At 42.2% G+C, this 21,314-nt stretch carries 17 protein-coding genes and 2 pseudogenes; 4 read left to right on the forward strand and 15 right to left on the reverse strand.

Annotation, left to right across the window (positions count from 1 at the left end):
- Nucleotides 1–174 precede the first annotated feature (174 nt).
- The 5 genes from E4U82_RS17650 to glcP all read right to left on the reverse strand — a co-directional run bounded on the left by E4U82_RS17650 (nucleotide 175) and on the right by glcP (nucleotide 4,852).
- Nucleotides 175–861 carry a copper homeostasis protein CutC gene (locus E4U82_RS17650; protein ID WP_135111489.1) on the reverse strand — a complete coding sequence of 229 codons (687 nt, stop codon included), beginning with the start codon at nucleotides 859–861 and terminating at the stop codon, nucleotides 175–177.
- A gap of 422 nt (nucleotides 862–1,283) precedes the next feature.
- Complete coding sequence (locus E4U82_RS20700) at nucleotides 1,284–1,391, reverse strand: FIMAH domain-containing protein (protein ID WP_425339538.1); 108 nt, start codon at nucleotides 1,389–1,391, stop codon at nucleotides 1,284–1,286.
- Nucleotides 1,392–1,580: 189 nt separating this feature from the next.
- The gene (locus E4U82_RS17655; RefSeq protein ID WP_135111490.1) at nucleotides 1,581–2,435 is read right to left on the reverse strand and encodes a hypothetical protein; all 855 of its coding nucleotides are present in this window, start codon (nucleotides 2,433–2,435) and stop codon (nucleotides 1,581–1,583) included.
- Between the two features lie 18 nt (nucleotides 2,436–2,453).
- Nucleotides 2,454–3,446, reverse strand: a complete 993-nt coding sequence (locus E4U82_RS17660; protein WP_135111491.1) for a LacI family DNA-binding transcriptional regulator — start codon at nucleotides 3,444–3,446, stop codon at nucleotides 2,454–2,456.
- Between the two features lie 38 nt (nucleotides 3,447–3,484).
- Nucleotides 3,485–4,852, reverse strand: coding sequence for a glucose transporter GlcP (gene glcP / locus E4U82_RS17665; RefSeq protein WP_135111492.1), 1,368 nt, complete (start codon nucleotides 4,850–4,852; stop codon nucleotides 3,485–3,487).
- A gap of 229 nt (nucleotides 4,853–5,081) precedes the next feature.
- Here glcP and E4U82_RS17670 point away from each other — a divergent pair, with 229 nt between their 5' ends.
- The 4 genes from E4U82_RS17670 to E4U82_RS17685 are packed head-to-tail and all read left to right on the forward strand — an operon-like array spanning nucleotide 5,082 to nucleotide 9,775.
- Entirely contained in the window at nucleotides 5,082–6,257 is a 1,176-nt protein-coding gene (locus tag E4U82_RS17670; protein WP_135111493.1) for a galactokinase, read from the forward strand.
- Nucleotides 6,257–7,255 (forward strand): UDP-glucose 4-epimerase GalE, encoded by a 999-nt coding sequence (gene galE / locus E4U82_RS17675; RefSeq protein ID WP_135111494.1) that lies wholly within the window; start codon nucleotides 6,257–6,259, stop codon nucleotides 7,253–7,255. Before E4U82_RS17670 ends, galE begins: the two co-directional genes overlap by 1 nt.
- Nucleotides 7,256–7,262: 7 nt before the next feature.
- On the forward strand, nucleotides 7,263–8,744 hold the full coding sequence (galT, locus tag E4U82_RS17680) for a UDP-glucose--hexose-1-phosphate uridylyltransferase (protein WP_135111495.1): 1,482 nt from the start codon (nucleotides 7,263–7,265) through the stop codon (nucleotides 8,742–8,744).
- A gap of 8 nt (nucleotides 8,745–8,752) precedes the next feature.
- Nucleotides 8,753–9,775, forward strand: coding sequence for an aldose epimerase family protein (locus E4U82_RS17685; protein ID WP_135111496.1), 1,023 nt, complete (start codon nucleotides 8,753–8,755; stop codon nucleotides 9,773–9,775).
- 228 nt (nucleotides 9,776–10,003) lie between these two features.
- On the opposite strand, the gene E4U82_RS17690 is transcribed toward E4U82_RS17685, so the two are convergent.
- From E4U82_RS17690 to E4U82_RS20705, 10 genes and pseudogenes are all read right to left on the reverse strand, one after another.
- Nucleotides 10,004–10,825: a carbohydrate ABC transporter permease gene (locus E4U82_RS17690; protein ID WP_135111497.1), complete on the reverse strand. Its 822-nt coding sequence runs from the start codon at nucleotides 10,823–10,825 to the stop codon at nucleotides 10,004–10,006.
- Nucleotides 10,825–11,766, reverse strand: coding sequence for a carbohydrate ABC transporter permease (locus E4U82_RS17695; RefSeq protein ID WP_135111498.1), 942 nt, complete (start codon nucleotides 11,764–11,766; stop codon nucleotides 10,825–10,827). Before E4U82_RS17695 ends, E4U82_RS17690 begins: the two co-directional genes overlap by 1 nt.
- A 144-nt stretch (nucleotides 11,767–11,910) precedes the next feature.
- Nucleotides 11,911–13,203, reverse strand: a complete 1,293-nt coding sequence (locus tag E4U82_RS17700; protein WP_135111499.1) for an ABC transporter substrate-binding protein — start codon at nucleotides 13,201–13,203, stop codon at nucleotides 11,911–11,913.
- 100 nt (nucleotides 13,204–13,303) lie between these two features.
- The gene (locus E4U82_RS17705) at nucleotides 13,304–14,725 is read right to left on the reverse strand and encodes a response regulator (RefSeq protein WP_167751476.1); all 1,422 of its coding nucleotides are present in this window, start codon (nucleotides 14,723–14,725) and stop codon (nucleotides 13,304–13,306) included.
- 1 nt (nucleotide 14,726) lies between these two features.
- Nucleotides 14,727–16,151 carry a sensor histidine kinase gene (locus E4U82_RS17710; protein ID WP_135111501.1) on the reverse strand — a complete coding sequence of 475 codons (1,425 nt, stop codon included), beginning with the start codon at nucleotides 16,149–16,151 and terminating at the stop codon, nucleotides 14,727–14,729.
- Nucleotides 16,148–17,134, reverse strand: a complete 987-nt coding sequence (locus E4U82_RS17715; protein WP_245183637.1) for a sugar-binding protein — start codon at nucleotides 17,132–17,134, stop codon at nucleotides 16,148–16,150. The genes E4U82_RS17710 and E4U82_RS17715 overlap by 4 nt, the downstream gene beginning before the upstream one ends.
- Before the next feature lie 491 nt (nucleotides 17,135–17,625).
- Nucleotides 17,626–18,969, reverse strand: a complete 1,344-nt coding sequence (locus E4U82_RS17720; protein ID WP_135111503.1) for an RNA-guided endonuclease InsQ/TnpB family protein — start codon at nucleotides 18,967–18,969, stop codon at nucleotides 17,626–17,628.
- Nucleotides 18,953–19,627: pseudogene (locus tag E4U82_RS17725) on the reverse strand (IS607 family transposase). The gene E4U82_RS17720 and the pseudogene E4U82_RS17725 overlap by 17 nt, the downstream one beginning before the upstream one ends.
- Before the next feature lie 564 nt (nucleotides 19,628–20,191).
- A complete protein-coding gene (locus tag E4U82_RS17730) occupies nucleotides 20,192–20,965 on the reverse strand; it encodes an FIMAH domain-containing protein (RefSeq protein WP_425339539.1) in 774 nt (257 codons plus the stop codon).
- Nucleotides 20,966–20,968: 3 nt separating this feature from the next.
- Nucleotides 20,969–21,196: pseudogene (locus E4U82_RS20705) on the reverse strand (glycoside hydrolase domain-containing protein); the annotation flags it as partial.
- Between the last annotated feature and the right edge of the window lie 118 nt (nucleotides 21,197–21,314).

The raw sequence follows: 21,314 nt of genomic DNA on the forward strand, positions 1-21,314 counted from the left end.
AATTAAACTATACCAAAAGTTGAGGTGTTTTTCTTTTATTGTGATGTTGTCAAGGAACATAATTCAGCTGCCAATGAGTGATACTGCAGTTAAATTAAAGCCTATTTTTGATCTGCGAAAGTTGAGTTCTAAACAGTGGGATTATAATAAAAAAACTCCCTGTGTGAGGGAGATTTATTCTTTCATCATAACTTTAACGTTATTTACTTTTGATCCGTCAATCGGGTGTAAATAGCTTTCATTTTGCCGCACGCCCGAACCAAAATGTACTTCATTTGGCTTCGTTTCGTTATAGAACTCTTTAAAGTTATCTTCACGTAACCCAAAACCTGCCATGATTTCAAGATGAGTATTTTCTGCAAGCCGAATAAGCTGCCTTATTTTTTGGGTGGCCTGGGGTGCAGGCTGCGCACCTCCAGCAGTCAATATACGTTTAACCTGGGGATAATTGACCAAACATTCCAATGCTTCCTCTTGGTCCCGAGCGAAGTCAAATGCTCTATGGAAAGTGACATCCAGCCCTTCCGCCTCGTGCAATAACTGTTTTAGAATTTCCTCATCAATGAGATAGTCATTTGTCAGAGCACCTATGACAATCCCATCTGCGCCAAGTTTTTTTACCATTTGGATATCTTTTTTCATAACGGTTAAATCATCCTCGTTATATATAAAGGACTGACTATGAGGACGGATGATAGCATTGAATGGAATATTCACAGTTTTAACCACTGAGTCGATCAGTCCATAGCTGGGCGTTATACCTGTTTCCAACATACCTGGACTTAACTCCAGCCGATCCGCTCCATACGCTTCCGCTTTCTTTGCATCACTTAAGTTGGTCGCGATTATTTCCAGTGTCATAACAATTACCCCCAACTATTATTTTATTAGCTAATCATAATCTACAGAGTATCTCAAATTACTTAAAACCTCAATCACCTAATACATCATAGAAGTTTCCACCCAAACTGAGAAGGAAGCATGCAGCTGCCATACAGTTTACTGGCAATTACAGTGATTGGGTAAGTTCCCGAATATGCTATTTTTTTTCCTACCTTAAATTGGCCTTGAAGATGACATGAAAGGCAAATACTGGCGTTTATCAACTTTACACATTTTCCTCCTTGTTACAAAATTCTCTCTGTGACATATCGTTACTGTCACAGAGAGTCGTCCTTTCACTAAAGTGTTTTCCTGCTATTAACCTGATATGGTATAGCTTTTGTCAGTCTGTTCACACTCTTTCACTCCCGAACCTTCACAGAAAAACTGACTTGACTGATTTAACGCCACTTCCCTATCAAGTAATCCGCATCCGTTTTCAATGTTTCATAACCGTCCTCTGACATATTGTCCTGCTGGTAATTCAGCAATCTTTTAAACCCTCCCAATAGTTAGGGTTTGTAGAATAAAATAGGAATTCTAAAACTAGACTTGTCTCGGAACCAAGAATGCCTCATCACCTTGCTTTTTATCTCCCAGGTAACCTTAGCCTGCTGACCCCAAATCAGCGGGCCAACTCGATGCTGACGTAAGTACTATTATTCTATCAAGTTGACCAGCACATACTGCATGTACTCTTAAATGTTTAAATCAAGTAATATACCTGTCTTGTCATCATTCACTTTCAGACGTGGATATATTACACACTCGGGATCAGCGTTTTCCCTATTCGCCACTTCATGAAGCAGTCCGTCCAGACCTGAGTCAAAAGCAATGGCTGCGGTTTGCATCCAAGCATCATTTTCTTCCGACTTCGTTGGCAGCATTAATCCGTCGCTTAGTAAAAGAATTCCGGTAACTCTTTTCAGGCAGAGCGTACCTTTTTCCAAATGATTTAAGGCAGCAGCACTTCCATCAATGACACCATATCCATTATGGCTGTTAAGCAAAGAGCGGTTTTTAATTAACGTTGGCCGCACTTTTTCCCTTGCTTCACCTATTCCGACTTCCCTGCCTTCTTTCTTTCGCAGTTCCACCATGTCGTTTATTGCCTGTTGATCAAAATGGTGAAGCAGGTCATATGTCACTTGGCGGATATCCCCGTTCTCATATTGCAAAAAGATCATGCAATCTGCGGCGTGAACATACTCAAGCCGTAAGTGATCCATATCAATTGAAATGGCTGCAAGCGCGCAAGTACTCCGTTTGTCTTTTGGCACATCATCAATCGTTGCGCTGCCCTCCAGTCCAAGATATGACAAGGTTTCATCACTAACTGCCTGATTAGCAGCTTTCACCCTGTCTTCGAGTGCGCCCTCCGTTACGTCTGCACTCAGCACTTGCCGGACAGCACCTGAGGCTATGTTGCCAGGCACACCTTCCAGCCCTGTGGCGCCGTCAATGGCTGCAAAAATCCCAGTTTTCTCATTGATCACATAAGCATCTTCGTTAACGTCACGATTCCCTTTCTGATACAACTTATTTATCTTCATGACATCCACTCCTCACCATCACTGAGTGCTTTCTCTAACAATCAGTTCCGTTCCCAGTGTAACCGTCTTGGCTACCGTACGTTGCTGGAGAACCCGTTCTTTCATTAAGGATACGGCAGTCTCCCCCATCATTTCTGTGTATACTCTGACAGTACTTAAGGATGGTGAGACATACTTTGCTACACTCGAATCATTAAATCCGATAATCTGGACGTCCTCCGGGATACGAAGCTGGTGATCCTTTAGAGCACGCAACGCCCCGACGGCAACGGCATCATTTGCACAAAAGAATGCAGTGGGGAGATCATCTTTGAGTGTCTGTATCGCATTGTTCATCATGGAATAACCCGAATCCACGCTAAACGTTCCTTTAAAACAATACCTTTTATCAAATAAGTTACAGGATTTCATATAGTCACGAAACGTATCATATCTGGGGTCTTTCAGTACTTCAGATGTGCCGGGGAACTTTTCCTCGCCGGTCAGCACCCCGATTTTGACATGGCTCTTGTTGATAAAATGCGACAGAGCGCTGATGGTGGCCTGCTTAAAATCTGCGACGACAGCATCACAGGCAGGCAATGCATGAATGTTATCAACGAAACAAATATTGGGGCTCCAATTTTTCAATTGTCGCATTTGCCAATGTGAAAATTTGCCAATCGCGATAACTCCATGCACTTTTACGTCGGGTTGTTTGTTCGCACTTTGAAACAGTCGAATATATTCATACTCATCTTTTTCCAGTTTCTTTTCCACGCCCTGACGGATTGAATAGTAATACAAATCATTCAGTTCTTCTGTCTCCGTATACCAGTGCACAATTGCAATCCGCATACGCTGTTTTGTTTTCTTTTGAATGTGCTTTTTATAACCCAGCTGTTCAGCAGTATCAAAAATGCGCTGTTTCGTTTCCGGGTTTACGGATAGATTTGGATCCTCACTAAGGACGCGGGACACAGTTGCAATCGAGACATTCACGTGACCTGCTATATCTTTAATTGTTGCCATTTTGTCAACTCCGATCGCTTGATTCTAAAAAACGACCATTACTTCATATTTCCTGTATCGGCTGCCGAAGTACGCTTCCGCAAATCAGCCTCAATCTCTTCCAGACTCCGTCCTCGTGTTTCCGGCAGATATTTCACAACGAAAATCATGGCTCCAATCCCAATCACAGCAAAAATCAGGAATACCTGTTCAATGGACATGATTTCGGTCAGCAGTGGGAAAAGCTGTGCGACAAGCAAACTTCCAATTGATAACGCCAGAGCGGCGATACCTGTCGCGGCACCACGCGCACGCATAGGAAATAGTTCCGGAAGCATGACCCATAAAACCGGACCCCACGTGAAGGCGAAAAAGATAATAAACATTGTCAGACAAGCAACAATAATCCAAGCGCCGACAGTTGAGCCGAGACCGATTGTCCAGATTAGGCCGGCCATAACGATTAATGATCCAACCATTCCGATATTTCCGGTGATCAGCAGTTTCTTCCGGTCAATTTTATCGATAATCATAATCGCAACGATGGTAAATAAGACATTGACCGTTCCGATTCCGACCGTCCCTAAAATAGACGTGACATCGCCAAGTCCAGCTTCATTGAAAATCGTTGGCGCATAGTAAATGATCGCATTAATACCAATAATTTGCTGAAGCAACGCAAATGTACAGCCAATGACGAGTGTCGGGCGCAGCCAGGAGGATTTTAATACTTTCCAAGTGCTGTCAGAAACACGATTAATCTCAATCATTTCATTTATTTCCTGATCGATTTCATTTTCCTTCCGAGTCAATTTCATTACACGCCGGGCCGCTTCTTTGCCGCGGTGTTCAAGCAGCCATCTTGGGCTTTCTGGCATGAATATAACACCTATCATTAATATGAGAGATGGTACGACGGCAAGACCGAGCATCCAACGCCATCCTTCAATTGGTGCAAACGCATAGTTTACCAGATAAGAAGATAGAATCCCGATTGTAATCATCAGCTGGTTCAATGAACTGAGCGACCCTCTGGATTCTGTCGGTGCCATTTCTGATAAGTATACAGGAACAATGGCAGTGGAACCACCAACAGCCAAACCAATAATCAAGCGGCCTACTACGAGCGTTGCCATGTTCGGAGCAAATGCCAGTGTGAGTGCCCCAATAATAAACAAAACAGAAATCATAAAGACCAGTCTACGCCGTCCAAGTTTATCAGACAACGGTCCGCTCGACCCCGATCCGAAAATAGCACCTATCAGCATCGAACTAACGACAAGACCTTCTGTGAAACTCGTCAACGGGATATCATTCTTTATATATAACAAAGCCCCCGATATAACCCCCATGTCATAGCCATATAGGAGCCCACCTAACGCACCGAGAAAAAATATCATTTTTTTACCTATTTTTTTACTACCCATAATCCAGCCCTCCCAAAGGTGTTAATTTAAATTTTAGTATACGCTTTCACATGATTCATGTAAAGTATCGTTTTTATTATTGCCACTCAATAATGACCGTCCCCCCACGGTCCAAGTTAAATTTATTTATTTTTTAACTAAAAAAATCACTAATTTTATTGTGATAATCAGAAGACTATAGTAAACTAATTGTAAGCGTTTTTAACAAACAATCCTAAGGGGGGATTCCATGAATAACCTCATCAATGCTTTTCAGAACGTATTTAATTCTACCGGCGAACCGCGAACATTTTTCGCGCCAGGTCGGATTAATTTAATCGGCGAGCACACTGATTACAACGGGGGGCACGTTTTCCCAACCTCCATTTCCTTTGGCACATATGCACTGGGTAAAAAGCGAACGGATACGCGTTTCCGCTTCTATTCCATGAATTTCCCGGAAGCGGGGGTGATGGAATGCGATCTCTCCGATTTAAATTTCAACGAAGCGCACGATTGGGCAAACTATCCGAAAGGGATGATCCATCACCTTATCAAAGGCGGGTATTCACTAAGACATGGTGCTGACATTCTGTATTACGGGGATATTCCAAACGGAGCCGGCCTTTCCTCATCAGCCTCCATTGAAATGGCAACCGGGGTATTGCTGGAACATCTATTCGAACTAACCATCGACCGGGTCGAAATGATTAAACTCGGACAAAAGGTTGAGAACGATTATATCGGCGTAAATAGCGGCATCATGGACCAGTTCGCAATTGGGAAAGGGAAACGCAATCATGCCATTCTATTAGACTGTCAAAGACTTGATTATCACTATGCCCCCATCGAACTGGAAGATCATGCCATCATGATTATCAACACGAATAAACAGCGCAAGTTAGCCGGATCCAAGTACAATGAGCGCCGCCAGCAATGTGAAGAGGCGCTTGCTGATTTAAAATCAGCATTCACGATTAATAGTCTTGGTGATTTAACGAAAGACCAATTCGAACAGCACAAAGACCTCATTCAAACTAACATCAACCGTAAACGTGCCAAACATGCTGTCACGGAAAACAGCCGCACACTGGAGGCTTTTAATAAATTACAGAATGGGGATCTGACAGGATTTGGACAATTAATGAATGCATCACATCAATCGCTTCAACACGATTATGAAGTAACCGGAGCAGAATTGGACACTGTCGTGGAAGCTGCCTGGGAACAAAAAGGTGTGATCGGTGCAAGAATGACTGGTGCCGGTTTCGGCGGGTGTGCGATTGCGATTGTCTCCAAGAATAACATTGATGATTTCAAAGCCAATGTAGGACACATCTATCAGCAGAAATTTGGTTATACCACAACATTCTATACGGCCACGCTCGGCGATGGGGCCAAAGAAATAACGGGAGGAGCATTATAATGCATATTCTTGTATTGGGCGGTGCCGGCTATATCGGCTCTCATGCCGTCCATCAGTTGATTGATCGAGGTGAGCGGGTGGTCGTTGTTGATAATCTGGAAACTGGCCACCATGAAGCCATCCATTCAGACGCTGTTTTTTATCAGGGAGACATTCGAAATCGCGATTTTTTACGCGGTGTCTTTGCAAAAGAATCAATCGATGGTGTCATGCACTTTGCAGCCAACTCCCTTGTCGGCGAATCCATGGAAAAGCCGCTCCAGTATTTTGACAATAACGTCTACGGTACGCAGGTTTTACTGGAAGCAATGGTGGAATATGATGTTAAAAATATCATCTTTTCGTCCACTGCCGCAACATACGGGGAACCAGAATCGATACCATTGACTGAAAACATGTCGACAAACCCGGCAAATCCTTATGGCGAAACGAAACGAACCATGGAGAAATTAATGAAGTGGACGGCACATGCCCATGGGATCAGCTATGTTTCCCTAAGATATTTCAATGTGGCAGGCGCAAGGGAAACCGGTGAAATTGGTGAGGACCATCGCCCCGAGACACACCTTGTCCCCATTATACTGCAGGCTGCGCTCGGCCAGCGATCCCATATCACTATTTTCGGCGAGGACTATGATACGGCGGATGGCACCTGCGTCCGGGATTATGTTCATGTAGAAGATTTAATCCAAGCACATATCTTAGCGATGAACTATTTAAAGAATGACAGCCCAAGTGACATTTTCAATCTCGGCAGCAGTCAGGGGTTCTCTGTAAAAGAAATGATTGAGGCGGCGCGAAATGCAACCGGCAAGAACATTAAGGCAGAAACAGGTGAGCGCCGTGCCGGTGATCCGAGTGTACTGATTGCCAGTTCCGACAAGGCAAAAGAAGTTCTTGGATGGAACCCGACGCGAACAGCCATTACCAAAATCATGGAAGATGCATGGAAATGGCATTCAAAAAACCCGAATGGATATCAGTCAAAAAAGGAGTAGATGTATCTTGATTTATCAGCATATGAATGCCCTGATCGAAAAAGCTATCCAGACCGGGCTGATCGAAAAACGGGACCATATTTACGTACGCAACCAAATCATGCCATATCTCAAACTCGACGGAGATAAAGAGACAGATTCCACATCTCGCTCCGATGCATCGATCCCTGACTTGCTTAAAGAACTGGTTGACTACGCCGTGCGCCAACAAATAATTGGTGATGTTTTTGACGAGAAAGAAATACTCGCTGCTAATATCATGAATTGTTTTGTTGCACGCCCCTCAGTAATCAACGCTGTGTTTCGGGAAAAATACAGCCAATCGCCTGAAGCGGCAACCGATTATTTTTACCACTTAAGCAAGGACAGTAATTACATCCAGATGAAACGAATCGAAAAAAACATTCATTTTAAAGCAAATACCACCTATGGAGACCTGGACATCACGATTAATTTATCAAAACCGGAAAAGGACCCGGAACAAATTAAACGGGAACGTGAAAACAAGAAAAAGATTGATTACCCAAAATGTGTTCTTTGTGTTGAAAATGAAGGGTATGAAGGCCGAACCGGGTATCCGGCGAGAGCCAATCATCGTGTGATCGAAGTTCCATTGCTCGGTGAAACGTGGTATCTCCAATATTCCCCCTATGTATACTACAACGAGCATAGTATCGTACTCGCTGAAGAACATCGTGATATGAAAATAGATAAAAAAGGTTTTGAACGACTGCTGGCATTTATCGATCAATTCCCCCATTATTTCATTGGTTCCAATGCAGACTTGCCCATTGTTGGGGGGTCCATTTTGTCACATGACCACTATCAGGGCGGGCGGTATCGATTCGCCATGACCGATGCAGAAGAGGCGTTTTCATTTCAACTGGATGATTATGATCACGTCACTGCCCATGTTTTGAAGTGGCCACTGTCTGTCATACGTTTAAATTGTTCCGATAAACAAGACTTACTCGATGCAGCCGAGCACATTTTACAAACATGGCAGAATTATTCAGATGAATCAATTGATATTAAGGCTTATTCCGGTGATACACCACACAATACCATCACACCGATAGCGCGGATACGTCATGACGTTTATGAACTCGATCTTGTATTACGCAACAACCGCACATCTGAGGAGCATCCAACGGGAATCTTCCATCCCCATGCGGATGTGCATCATATTAAGAAGGAGAATATCGGCCTGATTGAAGTGATGGGGCTGGCCGTTCTACCCCCGCGGCTGAAAGATGAGCTTGCGGAAATCAAAGAATATCTATTGGATAAAACAAGCCATATAGAAGACTACCATCTCGACTGGGCACAAGCTATAAAAGCGAAACATGGTACCATTTCCACTCCGAATGATGCTGAGCTCATTATACAGCAGGAGTTGGGCCTGAAATTTGCAAAAGTGCTTGAAGACGCCGGTGTATTCAAAGAAAAGTCAGCCTTTGACCGATTTATCAAAACCCTGAATAAGTAGGTGAACACATGGATATCACAGAAAAAAGAGTCCACGGAACATGGAGGGAATTTACACTCTCCAATGATCATGGCATGTCCGTCAGCATTTTGAACTTTGGCGGGATTATTACCAACCTGTTGGTTCCGGACCAGCATGGTAAAACCGAAAATGTTGTGCTGGGTTATAGAAGTTACGCAGATTATGAGGATAACCCCAATTATTTAGGCGCCCAAATCGGACGTGTGGCAGGTCGGATTAAAAATGGCCATTTTCATCTTAACGGAAGCCGCTACGAACTAACAAAAAATGAAGATAAGCATCACCTGCACGGCGGCCCAAACGGGTTTCATCAAGTCATCTGGAACTCGGAAACACGCCACTCAGAAAACGCGGTGACCCTCGTTCTCACGTCTATGAGTAAACATTTAGAAAATGGCTATCCGGGCAATCTTGACGTGTCGATTACGTATACGCTGAACAATGCCAATGAGCTTACCCTGAACTACCAAGCCACATCCGACCATGATACACCTGTCGCAATGACGAACCATACTTATTTTAATTTGAGCGGCGATATGAAAGATACGGTGCACAACCATCATGTTCAATTTGACAGCCGTTATATGGCAGAATTAGATGAGGAGCTCATCCCTACCGGACACTTGATTGAACCGGCTGATACACCTTTTGATTTTCGTGATGGGCGTTTGCTTGGCGGTGGCCTCAAACCGGAAACAACGCAACAAAAAATTGCTGGAAATGGCTATGATCATTATTTTATGTTTGGAAACGAAAAGACAGTGATTGTATCGGAGAAGAACACCGGACGCACCATGAAGATTCACACCAGCGAACCGGGAATGGTGCTCTACACCGCAAACGGATTGGATGAGGGGCTAAAATTAAACGAGGGGTTATCCCAAAAATACGCAGGCGTATGCTTTGAAGCACAGGCCCATCCAGCAGCCCTTTATCATGAAGGCTTTCCGAATGTCATATTGCAAACAGGAGAAACCTATCGCAGCTACATTAAATATTCTTTTAAATAGTCAAGACAGGCGGCAAACGGATTGATGGAAGAAAAATCCAAACGATGATTCAGACGAATCAGTTTGGATTTTTCTTTTTGACAGTTAAAAGTGGTAAAAATACTACATTTGAACCTTCATAACGAATTGTTTCCGGTTTTCGTGCCATCCTTTGAGCACTTCGGCACATGTTTGGCGTTTCACGCCCATGTTTATGTTTTACTATTACAGCATAACTCTTCCAATTTTCTATCCTTTCACAGATCCTGCCAGAAGTCCGCGAACGAAATATTTACCTAGTAAAATGTAGATAAGCAGTGTCGGCAATGCCGCAATCACTGCCCCAGCCATTTGCACATTCCACTGTACAATTTGGCTTCCGGATAGGTTCTGCAGTGCTACCATAACCGGCTGTGTTTCATTTGTTGTCACTGTAACGGCAAACAAGAACTCATTCCAAATGTTCGTGAATTGCCAGATGGCCACAACGACAAACCCGGTTATCGACAGCGGAACCATAATATGTCTGAAAACACCAAGAAAACTTGCACCATCTATTTTAGCCGCCTCAATCATCTGGTCTGGTATATTGGCATAAAAATTACGAAACATTAGGGTTGTTATCGGCAAGCCATAGACAACATGCACCAGAACCAGTCCCGGAATCGTATCATACAGGCCAATGCTGCGTATAAATTGAATCATCGGAATTAGAATACTTTGATAAGGAATGAACATACCAAATAAAATAAACGTGAATAATGTTTCCGATCCTTTAAACTTCCATTTAGATAAAACATAGCCATTCATCGCACCCAGTAATGCAGACAGTAGTGTTGCAGGGATGACTAAATACACACTGTTCATGAAATTTGGAGCCAATTCCTTAACCGCCTGGACATAGGAACTGAAATCAATCGACGACGGAAGCGCCCACATATGCTCCAGCGAAACTTCGTCCAATGGCTTCAAACTCGTGACAATGATGACATAGACGGGCATTAAGAATAATAAAGCAAAGAATATTAAAAGAATATACTTCATTGTTTTTCCGAGTGAAAATGATGCCATTAATGATCACCCTTTCTACTGTTCCATAAATACGGAACGATAAATACCGCGACAACCAGCAGCATGATAATGGCTATAGCTGCACCATTTGCATAGTTATTGCCTTTGAAGGTCGTCTCGTACATATACACTGCCGGAACGTCGGTAACAAAGTTTGCCCCTGAACCGGTCATGGCGTAAATCAAGTCAAATATCTTCAATGACATATGGGCCATAATTATAATGACACTAACCGTTATTGGCATCAGCATGGGAATGACAACCTTCCGATATATTTGAAACTCACTTGCTCCATCCATGCGAGCCGCTTCACGCAACTCATCCGGGACGCCACGCAAACCGGCTAAATACATCGCTAATGAAAATCCTGTCATCTGCCAAGCCGCTGCAATGACAACAGCAATAATCGCGACCGGCACCCCAAACTCTATTTGTCCCCATTCAAACCCGGCAAGAATATTGGTATCCGTATACCATTTCGGTGTTATGCCAAAAAACTTCAGAAACTGATTAAAACCTGTAGACGGGTTAAGGAGCCACTGCCATACAACACCTGTTACAATAAACGATAATGCCATCGGGAATAAAAAGATATTGCGAAACAATGATTCTCCCTTTAACTTCTGGTCAATTAAAATACCTAACCCCAGCCCCATAACGATAACGAGTCCGATAAAAAAGATGGTAAAAAAGATCGTATTTCGCAAATCAGACTGAAAACGATAATCCTGGAATAAGCTAATGTAATTTTGCAATCCAGCAAAGGAAAAATCAGGTACCAGCGTACTCCAATTACTGACTGATACATATCCCGTCCATGCAATAAAACCATACACAAAAATCAGGATAAGAATAACAGATGGAATGAGAAATGCCACTGCTGTCCAATGATCTTTTGTCATTTTTCTTCTGTTTCTTTTTTTATGTTCTGCTAGCTCCATGTGATACCCTCCTTGCTTAGGGTTTTTTCTTCAAGGCTTTATATCACCTTTTGAACATCGCCCTAAATACAACACCCTTTAAAAGTCTGTTCGAACAATCAAAGAGGCTGCCCCCAATGTCAGGCAGCCTCACGTTTCAAACCATTACATGTCTGATGATGCATCTTTTAACGCTTGGATAAAATTATCTACATCACGCTGTGTAACAAAAATGTTCACTGCCTGATTAGCTTTGGTCAAAAAACCGGCCGAGGCCGCAGATCCATGCGCAAGACTAGGTACCAGACGTGATTCGCCGAAGTCCTTCATGGCTTCTTTTCCATATGCATCATATTCCGATTCATCAGCATCTGTACGAGCAGGGATGGACCCTTTTAATGGATTGAACACATCTTGTGCTTCGGTTGATCCCAGGAATGTCAGGAATTTCTCAACTTGATCCTCGTTATCGATATCTTTAGGCAACCCAAATGTATCGGTAATAACCTGGAATTCACCTTTTGTACCCGGGAATTCAAAATAACCAAAGTCCTCACCCGTTTCCATTTCCAGATCGTTTACAAAGTAACCTTTTGCCCAGTCACCCATATTAAGCATGGCTGCTTCTCCATTGGCTACAAGCTGGGCTGAGTCCTGCCAATTTCGGGCTGCATGGTCTTCATTAATATGATCAAGAATTTTGCCGAATGTTTCAGCTGCTTCAACGACACGCTCATCATCAAACGGTATCTCACCTTCGAATAATTTTTTGTAATCATCCGGCCCAAGCACGCCTAACAAAACGTTCTCAAAGATTTGTGTGGCTGGCCAAGAGTTTTTGTCACCCAGAGCTACTGGTACCACACCTGCTTCCTGAAGTTTTTCAGATGCGGCGAAGAACTCTTCAAATGTTTCCGGCTCCTCTATACCGTTATCTTTGAACACTTTCTTGTTGTAGAAGAATACATTCCCGCGATGAATATTGACGGGCACTGAATAAATATCTCCGTCTTTACTGACGAGATCAATTAACTCCTGGGGAAATTTGTCCTGCCAGCCATTCTCTTCATAAAGGTCGTTGAGTGGCTGCATTTTATCTGCTGCCACCCAGCCTTCATTCAATTCATCTCCTCCGTGAACCTGGAACGTTGATGGCGGGTCATTGCCTTCCATGCGCGTTGCAAGCACTGCTTTCGCATTCGTTCCAGCACCGCCGGCTACCGCAGCATTTTCGATTGTGATATCCGGGTTCTCTTTCTCAAATAAATCAATTAATGCAAGTAATCCATCCTCTTCACCGGCACCAGTCCACCAGCTGAAAATTTCAACCGTATTTGCACTGTCTCCACCCTCTGAATCTGAATTCGAGCTGCCTTCTGCCTCATCAGAATCACCACTGCATGCGGCGAGTCCAAGAACCAATGCCAGCATGAAGAAAATACCACATACTTTCTTCATTAAATTCTTCCCCCTTTGTTTTGATAGCGTTTTCAAATACATTATAAACTTTTCTAAATATTAGCGGTGTATGATCTTCTGTAATTTTTTATGATTCCCTTCACTTTTTAAAGATTTGCTCTTGAAACTTTTTTGGGGACATTTGATGATGCTTTTTGAACACTCTGCTGAAATAATTCGGATCATGATAACCGACCATATAACTAATTTCCTTTAAAGAATACTCATTTTGTGTCATCAACCGTTTTGCCTCATTCAGCTTTCGTTCAGTTATGTATTCAATAAACGTCATACCAAACACGCTTTTAAATACATTTGAAAAGTAATTGGCGCTTAAACCAACGTGCTCAGCTATCTCCTCCAGCGTCATGCCCTGCTTATAATGTTCTTCAATATACGCTGTTACTTTCTGCATAAACCGTTTGGATTGATAATGTTCCTGAAATGTCAAACAACAAATCGCTATAAAGTGCTGCCAATCCCGATCAGTCTCCAACTCCGAAATAGAACTGCCGGGCAACGCAAGCTTCTGTTCTTCCATTAAACGCTTAATGTTAAAATAAACCTCTTCATACTGACTTGATGTAAAATCTTTTCGATTACCCTTATAAAGCTTTATCGCTTCATGTTCATTCCCTTTTTCAACTTCGGTCAGAAGCTGAACAACACTATCTGATTGAGCATGCTTTGCGTTACTTTGATCGCTGAATCCGTACCGCCTGTTATTCAATTTTCCCAGCTGATATACTGCAGTAAGGGCTTCTTGGTATGATTTTGAAAGACTATCCAAAGCTGAATAGACATAGCCCAAACCGACATAACAATCTTCACCGAAGGCCATTTGAATTATCCGGGCTTGCATCAACAAATCAGAGTTATTTAGTTCAACGCCTGCCAGTGTGCAGCAAACGATCCGTTCATCTTGAGCATCCATCATAAATCGATGCCGCAGATGATTAGAAAGCTTTGACTGGATTACATCTTTGCTAGGGATTTCAGCCATTTGAATAACTAGAAAAAAGCCGCTTGCAAAAGAAGGAAAATAACTCTTAAAAATTGTATAGGTATCTTTGTCCAGTGGTTGGTGCATCAATTTTGCCATCAGCCGTTCCTCAATTAAGTCACGCTTCTCGTCCTGCTGCTTACGTTCATATTCAATCTCTCGTTGGACACGCAAAATCGACGCGACAATTTCATCTTTTTTACCTGGTTTTAGAATGTATTCTTTGACACCGTAATGCATGGCCTGCTTCGCAAAATCAAATGAATCATAGGCAGATACGAGAATGAATTTGCATGACGGATTGATTCGCTGAATTTCAGCAATCGCTTCAAGGCCATTAATACCAGGCATTTTGATATCCATAAAGATAATATTGGGTTTGGATTGCTCTGCCTTTTCAATTGCTTCCCGTCCATTCGCAGCTTCCAGGATAGTATTGATATCTGAGAAATTCTCCGTAAGAAATTTGCGCATAGCCTTTCGCTCCAATAACTCATCTTCAGCAATTAATACCCTCATCTTAGCCCTCCTTATCATAAGGCAGTATTAACCTGATCACTGTCCCCCGGCCAGGCTCGGATTCTATTTCAACCACATCGTTCTCCCGGAAGATAAGCTCCAACCGCCTGATGACATTGGTTAAGCCTATTCCAGTCGAATGGCCAACATGCTCTTGCTGCTGCTTTGTCCGGGAAATGATTTGATCGATTGTTTTCTGGCTCATACCGACACCATCATCGCGGATTTCGATAATCACGTTCCTAAGCTGCTGATAAATGATCAGAGAAATGGTTCCGCCCTCTTCTTTTCCTTCGATTCCATGGAGGAAGGCATTCTCAACCAATGGCTGCAATGTCAATTGGGGGACTTCGAGACCCAGACAGTTCTCATCCACATCCACATGAAAGGTAACCCGTTCAGAAAATCGCACTTTTTGGATGTGAAAATAATCCCGAACAACCGCCACTTCATTCTTTAATGTCACGCGATGATCAATCTCACCAAGACTATGCCTGAGCAATGCTGCTGCAGAATCGATTAAACTGGACGTTGATTTGGCGTCTTCCATATAGGCCATCTTGGAAATCGTATTCAATGTATTAAATAAAAAATGTGGATTCACCTGGTTTTGCAAATGTTTCAATTCCATTTCTTTTACCAATCGGTCAAGTTCAGATTGGTCCTGGACTTCTTCAAATAGGTCATGAATATTAGTGCGCATTTGGTTAAATGTGTCCCCAAGCAGCTGCAATTCATCGTTTGTTCGAATGTGAACGGGCTCACCCTGCAGTTCCCCACTGGCTACTTCCTTAGCTGCAGTTGAGAGTTTCCCCAGCGGTCTGGTTATCCCTTTTGAAAACCATAGTGCAAAAAATATTGCCAGTATAATTGTGGTTAAAAACAGGAAGATAAAGAATAGCATAAAGTTATGATCGCGCTGTTGCAGCTCTTCATAAAACGATTGATAAGCTGTTAATTCCAGATTGATAATTTCCAATGTCGATTCGGAAATGTAATCCGAGGCGTTTGCGGCCTCCATCAAATGGTTCATATACTGCTCTGAGTCATCCCTTAAAACAGAACCTACCGTAAGATCCGTTTCATAGATAAATGTCTCAATCAAGTTTATATAATTCTTCATTTCAATCGTTTCCATGTAATAGAATGTTTCCGATAATTGACTCAGATTATCTTCCAAATCCGATTTTATTGCAAAGTAGTCATCGGAGTTTTCCGAGTTTGGCTCGTCAACAAACGCTTTCGTTGTCGAATATAACTCTGAAGCATCCCGGGAAATCTTATTCAGCAATAGAAAACGCTGAAAACTATCATTATATGTATCTGTCAGCTCATTGGAACTGACAAAGATGGAAATGGCCGTTACCTGAAACAAAAGAATAATAGCCAGGAAATAAACAACCAGCTTTCCACGAATCGTTCTCATGGCAACTCACCATCTTGAAGGCTGGATAAGTCACCTTTCTTGATTACTTTCGTATCGATATATATTTCATCGTCCAATATGTCACCTTCCTGCAGTTCCAATAAAACATTAACCGATTCTTTCCCCATTTGCTTTGGGTACTGTGCAATGGTGGCATCAATTTTCCCTTCCTTAATCAGCTGCAGTGTTTCAGGAAGTAAGTCAAAACCGATGATAGTAAACGCCTTATTGTCTGCTATCTGCTGAATTCCATCCACAATACCAATCCCATCAAGTGCGCTGGTTCCAAGAAACATATTGATCTGGGGATATTGTTTCAAAAGTGAATAAGCTGCCTGTGCAGCACCATTAGATGTAATATTAGATTCCTTGATATCAACCACATGAATGCGTGGGATGTCTTTAATAGCCTTCTTAAAGCCTTTCAACCGTTGTTTTTGGTTAATAGCATCAAATCGTCCGGTGACAACGCCCACATGTTGCTCGCCGGTGGTGCTTTCGATAAGGGTTTTACCGGCCAATTCTCCAGCCCGGAAATTATCTGTCCCGACATAGGCTTTCCGTTCACTGTTTGGAACATCCGTGTCCACGTTAATAATCGGAATCTCTCGTTCTACCGATTTATGGACTAATTCCACAAAGCGGTCGCCCTCAACGCCCTGAACGATAATTCCATCAACTTTGGCAGAAATCACCCGATCAAATAATTTGAGCAGTTTATCATTATTTGCCCTTTTTGGAGCCAGATATTCCAAATAAATATGATGCTTTGAAGCCGTTTCTTTAGCCCCTTTTTCAATCTGCCGCCAATATTCATTATCAGCCTCCTCAGCAATCAAGGCAAAATGATAGGCATAATCAGCCGACTCAACTTTCTCAGTCTGGATAAAAAATGTCTTATAACCATAAATAAGCATACCAATGAAACTAATACAGAAAACAACCCCGCTTACTGTATAAAACAGTAATCTGGAATGACTCACAGCAACTCACCCCGGATATTTGGACGAAGGGATTAGAATAGATTGCCCCTATGTCCGTCATTCTTACAATCCTCAAGACTCTAAAAATTTACTATTAACATAAATCGCCTATCAGTTCGATACTTACTAATTTGATTCTAAATCAAAATCTAAGGTTGACAAATTAGAAGAATAAATATTTGATGCAGGCGATCGCTTCGGAAAAACACTCCGCTAGCTTACTGTTAACATTTTTATTCATTCATTTCATTTCAACCATAGATTTTGATGTTGATTCACTAATTTCTATTATTATACATTATTCAATAAAAGAAAATGAGGAAAAAGTAAAATTGCTCTTCCTTCATAGAACACTCTTTGATATGCACTATAAAATGGCTGAATACTGTGAAAGCACCGCACTCCTTTTATTAACTAAATTTAATCAAATTTAACTTAACAAAAGCCTTCTTCTCTGTTACCAAGAAGAATGTTTGTTTCAATCCCCGGACTCAATTCCCGAGGCCAGCAGATGGGGTCAAACCACAAGCAACCTTTGCCCGTTTATAATCCCACCAAACTGTATACACAGGGGATTCCACACCTGTGTAGCCCGCGCGTGGCAATAACTTTTTGGCTTTCTTTCCAATATTAACCGTACTGCTAATATCTCTGGAAAGCAATGTTTCACAGTTTACACACGTAAAGCTGCGAATGGATGGGTCTTTCTTCTCTTTATGACCGCAGACACAGCATTCCTTGGTTGTGTTGCGTTCATTCACTTTCTGATAATGTTTGCCGTTTTTTGTTTGTACCCAGCTTAATGTGCTGCGAAATTGACCAATTGGTGTCTGGTTCAACATGGCCCGTCTCATATTGCCGTACGTTGCGACATCAGGTGTTGGTGTATAATCGCCAATGTAAACCCCATCATAACGCTTGGAAAAATAATGTGCATAGCTGTATAACAACGTCTTGATTTGTTCTCGACGTTTCAATGCCGCTTTCTCCAATGCACGGTTCAATCTTTTCCAGTGTTTGCTTGGTTCAAAGTAGGTGACATTTTCTGTACACACAAGTTTATTGAACTTTTCGCATTTGTCGCGTTTCGATTTGATCTCATCAATCCGTTTATCCCAGTATTTCAGCAATGTATTCATTGACTTTAATTCGTATGATTTGCCGTCGCTTGCAAGTCCGACAGCCAAATTTTTATGGTTCGGATCAAACACAATAAACGATTGTTCTTCCACTTGATTGATTTCCCTGTTGTCCTCTATTGTAAAAATCGCATAGTAGGAATCTAAATCCTTCGTGATGCGAAGCGTTTTGATGCTTTCTGTATCGCTCAGTGTAACTTCCTCCACAAGTCCGACTGTGATATGAATAGACTTTTTTGTTTCTTCGTCTGTTTTCCTCGCTTCTTTTAATTCCTCGTCTGTTAATTTGCCAAAGGTGAGGGAAAGTTCATCAGGGTTCACTAATTTAAAACCTTTTTTCGGTTCATCGTAGTACAGCGAAAACCATTTCGTTTTCCAGGAACGATGTTTTGGCCTGTTATTAGCCAGAGTTTTATCAAAATAGCGATCGTAGGCGTCCTTCAACCGCAGTGCTGAATTTTTCAGGGGTGAAGAGTGTACCTTATATAAAAATGGACTTTTCGCTTTAATCCCGGGAACTTCATTACGCAGGTTTCTGCCTGCAAGTAATTTTTTCTTGCTCCCATTTTGGTAATCTTCCTCAACCGCATCAAGCAATTGATTGTACAGCCAGTTACACATTCTGGATTGGGAGTCTAATAGCTGCTTGTTTTCTTTTGAAACAGCTAATCGAACCTTTTTATTGTACGTAAGCATGTTCGTTCTCCTCAATTGTTTGTTTTACCGTCTGTTGCAGTTTTTTTTGTTGATGACTTCTACTTCCATACAGACGACTGCTGAAGACAGTGGTGATGGAAAGCATATCTTCAACCAATTCCTGCTCGTATGTTTTGTTTTCTGTGTGGTTGATAATTTCAATATTGACATGATGAAACGCGCAAATTTGTTCGATTAATTCATAACCAAATCACAGTAGTCTGTCTTTATAATGAATGACAACTTTCTGCACTTGGTTGCTTTGTATCATTTGGATTAATCCTTTTAAACCTTTTTTGTTGTAATTCAATCCACTTCCTAAATCCTCAATGATACGGAACTGGTAGCCACTTGCCGTACAGTACTGTGAAACGGCATCGACTTGTCTTTTTAAATCACGCTTCTGGTCCGAGGATGAAACCCGGCAATAACCGATAACCAATTTGTCTTTGACTGGCTAAACATCACTTTTAATAGCAGATAAAGCTTCAATCGAAAAACGCCTGTGCCCGCCCGTCGTACGGCTCGTAGTTATTTTCCCTTGCTTTTCCCATCTTCTGAGTGTATTGGGATGTACGCCAAGCATTTTTGAGGCCTCTTCCATAGTGTACATTTTATTAACCTCCCGTCTTAAGTTCTTATCTATTTTATTCGACATGTTAATTTTCCTGCTGAATAATTGTGAAATTTATTTAATTTTATATAGACTGTTTTTTAACCCCTTCAAATTTCTGGTTTGAAGGGGGGTTATAATAGGTTGGTGGAGCAAATACGTTGGTCCAAATACCTGCGCACACTTTTTTAACCAGCTCTCAACAGTAGCATCCGGACTGTCACAGGGATTAAGCACTTGTATGGTGCTGTGCAATCGACACCTTATATGAACCCGAAGATTCCGGTTTCACCAGCATAGATTGAAGTGTCATGCGCATCAACTCCCATGCTGGCAAAAGAGTTGCTCCACCCAAGACCACCACGAACGATTACAAGTGCGTGTTCAAAAAGGAAGATGAAAAGGACCAAGAAGTTCTAGGCGGCGCAGTTTCGAGCGCGGGCTTCTCGCGCGTCGTGGTGAGTTCTGCGTTGTCCACAGGACGTGGACGGTTTTAGCAGAACTTCCTCTATGCATTTAGATACATGAGTAGCGCAAAAACAGGCCAACGACGAAATTCGACGTGTCATTTTCACCGTCTTTTTGAACAACCTCTACAACCTATCAAATCTAACGCCAAAGCTTAATCATATAATCTGCATTATTCTGGAGCATATGATAGGCTTCATCAGATAGTAACCCTGACTCGTGATGCTGTTTTAACAACAGGTTAAAACTTTTCATGTGTTTCACTACCTTCTTCGCTTTTCCTTGCTTTTCAAATTGCTCCACTGCGGTCAGATGCATTTTTAATGCATGGACAGCTTCTGATTCCAGTTCGCCTTCCTCATGTAAACGTTGAACCAAACCTCGAATACCTGCGGCCACTTCTGCTGGCGGTTCCTCCATACCGAGAAGTTCTACTTCTGCTAGTGTTGTGGATTGACCGCCACCATTGTCGGTAATTTCCATCTGGTAAAAAGCATAGGCTCTCGGATTGTTGATTTCAAATGCACGTGTGTAATCCCGCCATCTGAATGTTTCGTCTTCCCGTTCATCAAGGACACTCCAATTTTCACCATCATTGGATCCTTTTAACACCCAGCTCTTCGGATCGGAGGTATCTGAATCGCTGCCACTGGTTAACGTATACATCTTTGCTTTTTTCTTTTCGTTAAACTGATATTGAATCCATGGTTTACCATTTTCGAAATTCAACTCCGTTTCAGATGTATTATCAAATAGCTTGTCAGCTTTCCCTTTATCACTATCCACTGCGTCACCCTCTGAATCGGTGAAATCATACAGTGATGCGGAAATTGATAACCCATCTGTTGCAGCTGGTGTCATGGATTCCGATAAATCGGTCAGATCGCTTCCCCACTCAGAAGGATCTGGTCCCATTTCAAAGTCTAGTGTTGCTCCATCTGCCAGGTCCGCCTGTTTGATGTAATTTTTTGTGTAGTCTTTTCCATTTACTTTTAAACTTTGAACATATTTATTTTCTTTGCTGTTATTTGGTGCATTGATAACAATATCTTTCCCGTTCTCCAAATGAACAGTTGCTTTTTCAAACAGCGGCGATCCGATTGCATATTCAGCCGTTCCCATTTTGGCCGGATAAAACCCTAGGAGCCTTAGACAGAAGTATAACGGGTTTTATGTAAAAATATGTAAATTAGCGAGTGGAACATCAGATTTTCAATGAAACGGCTTGATCTCCCGCCAAGACAGGAGTAATTAGGTTTTAGAC

It is taken from the genome of Lentibacillus salicampi, from assembly GCF_004565465.1.
Lineage (GTDB): Bacteria > Bacillota > Bacilli > Bacillales > Amphibacillaceae > Lentibacillus > Lentibacillus salicampi.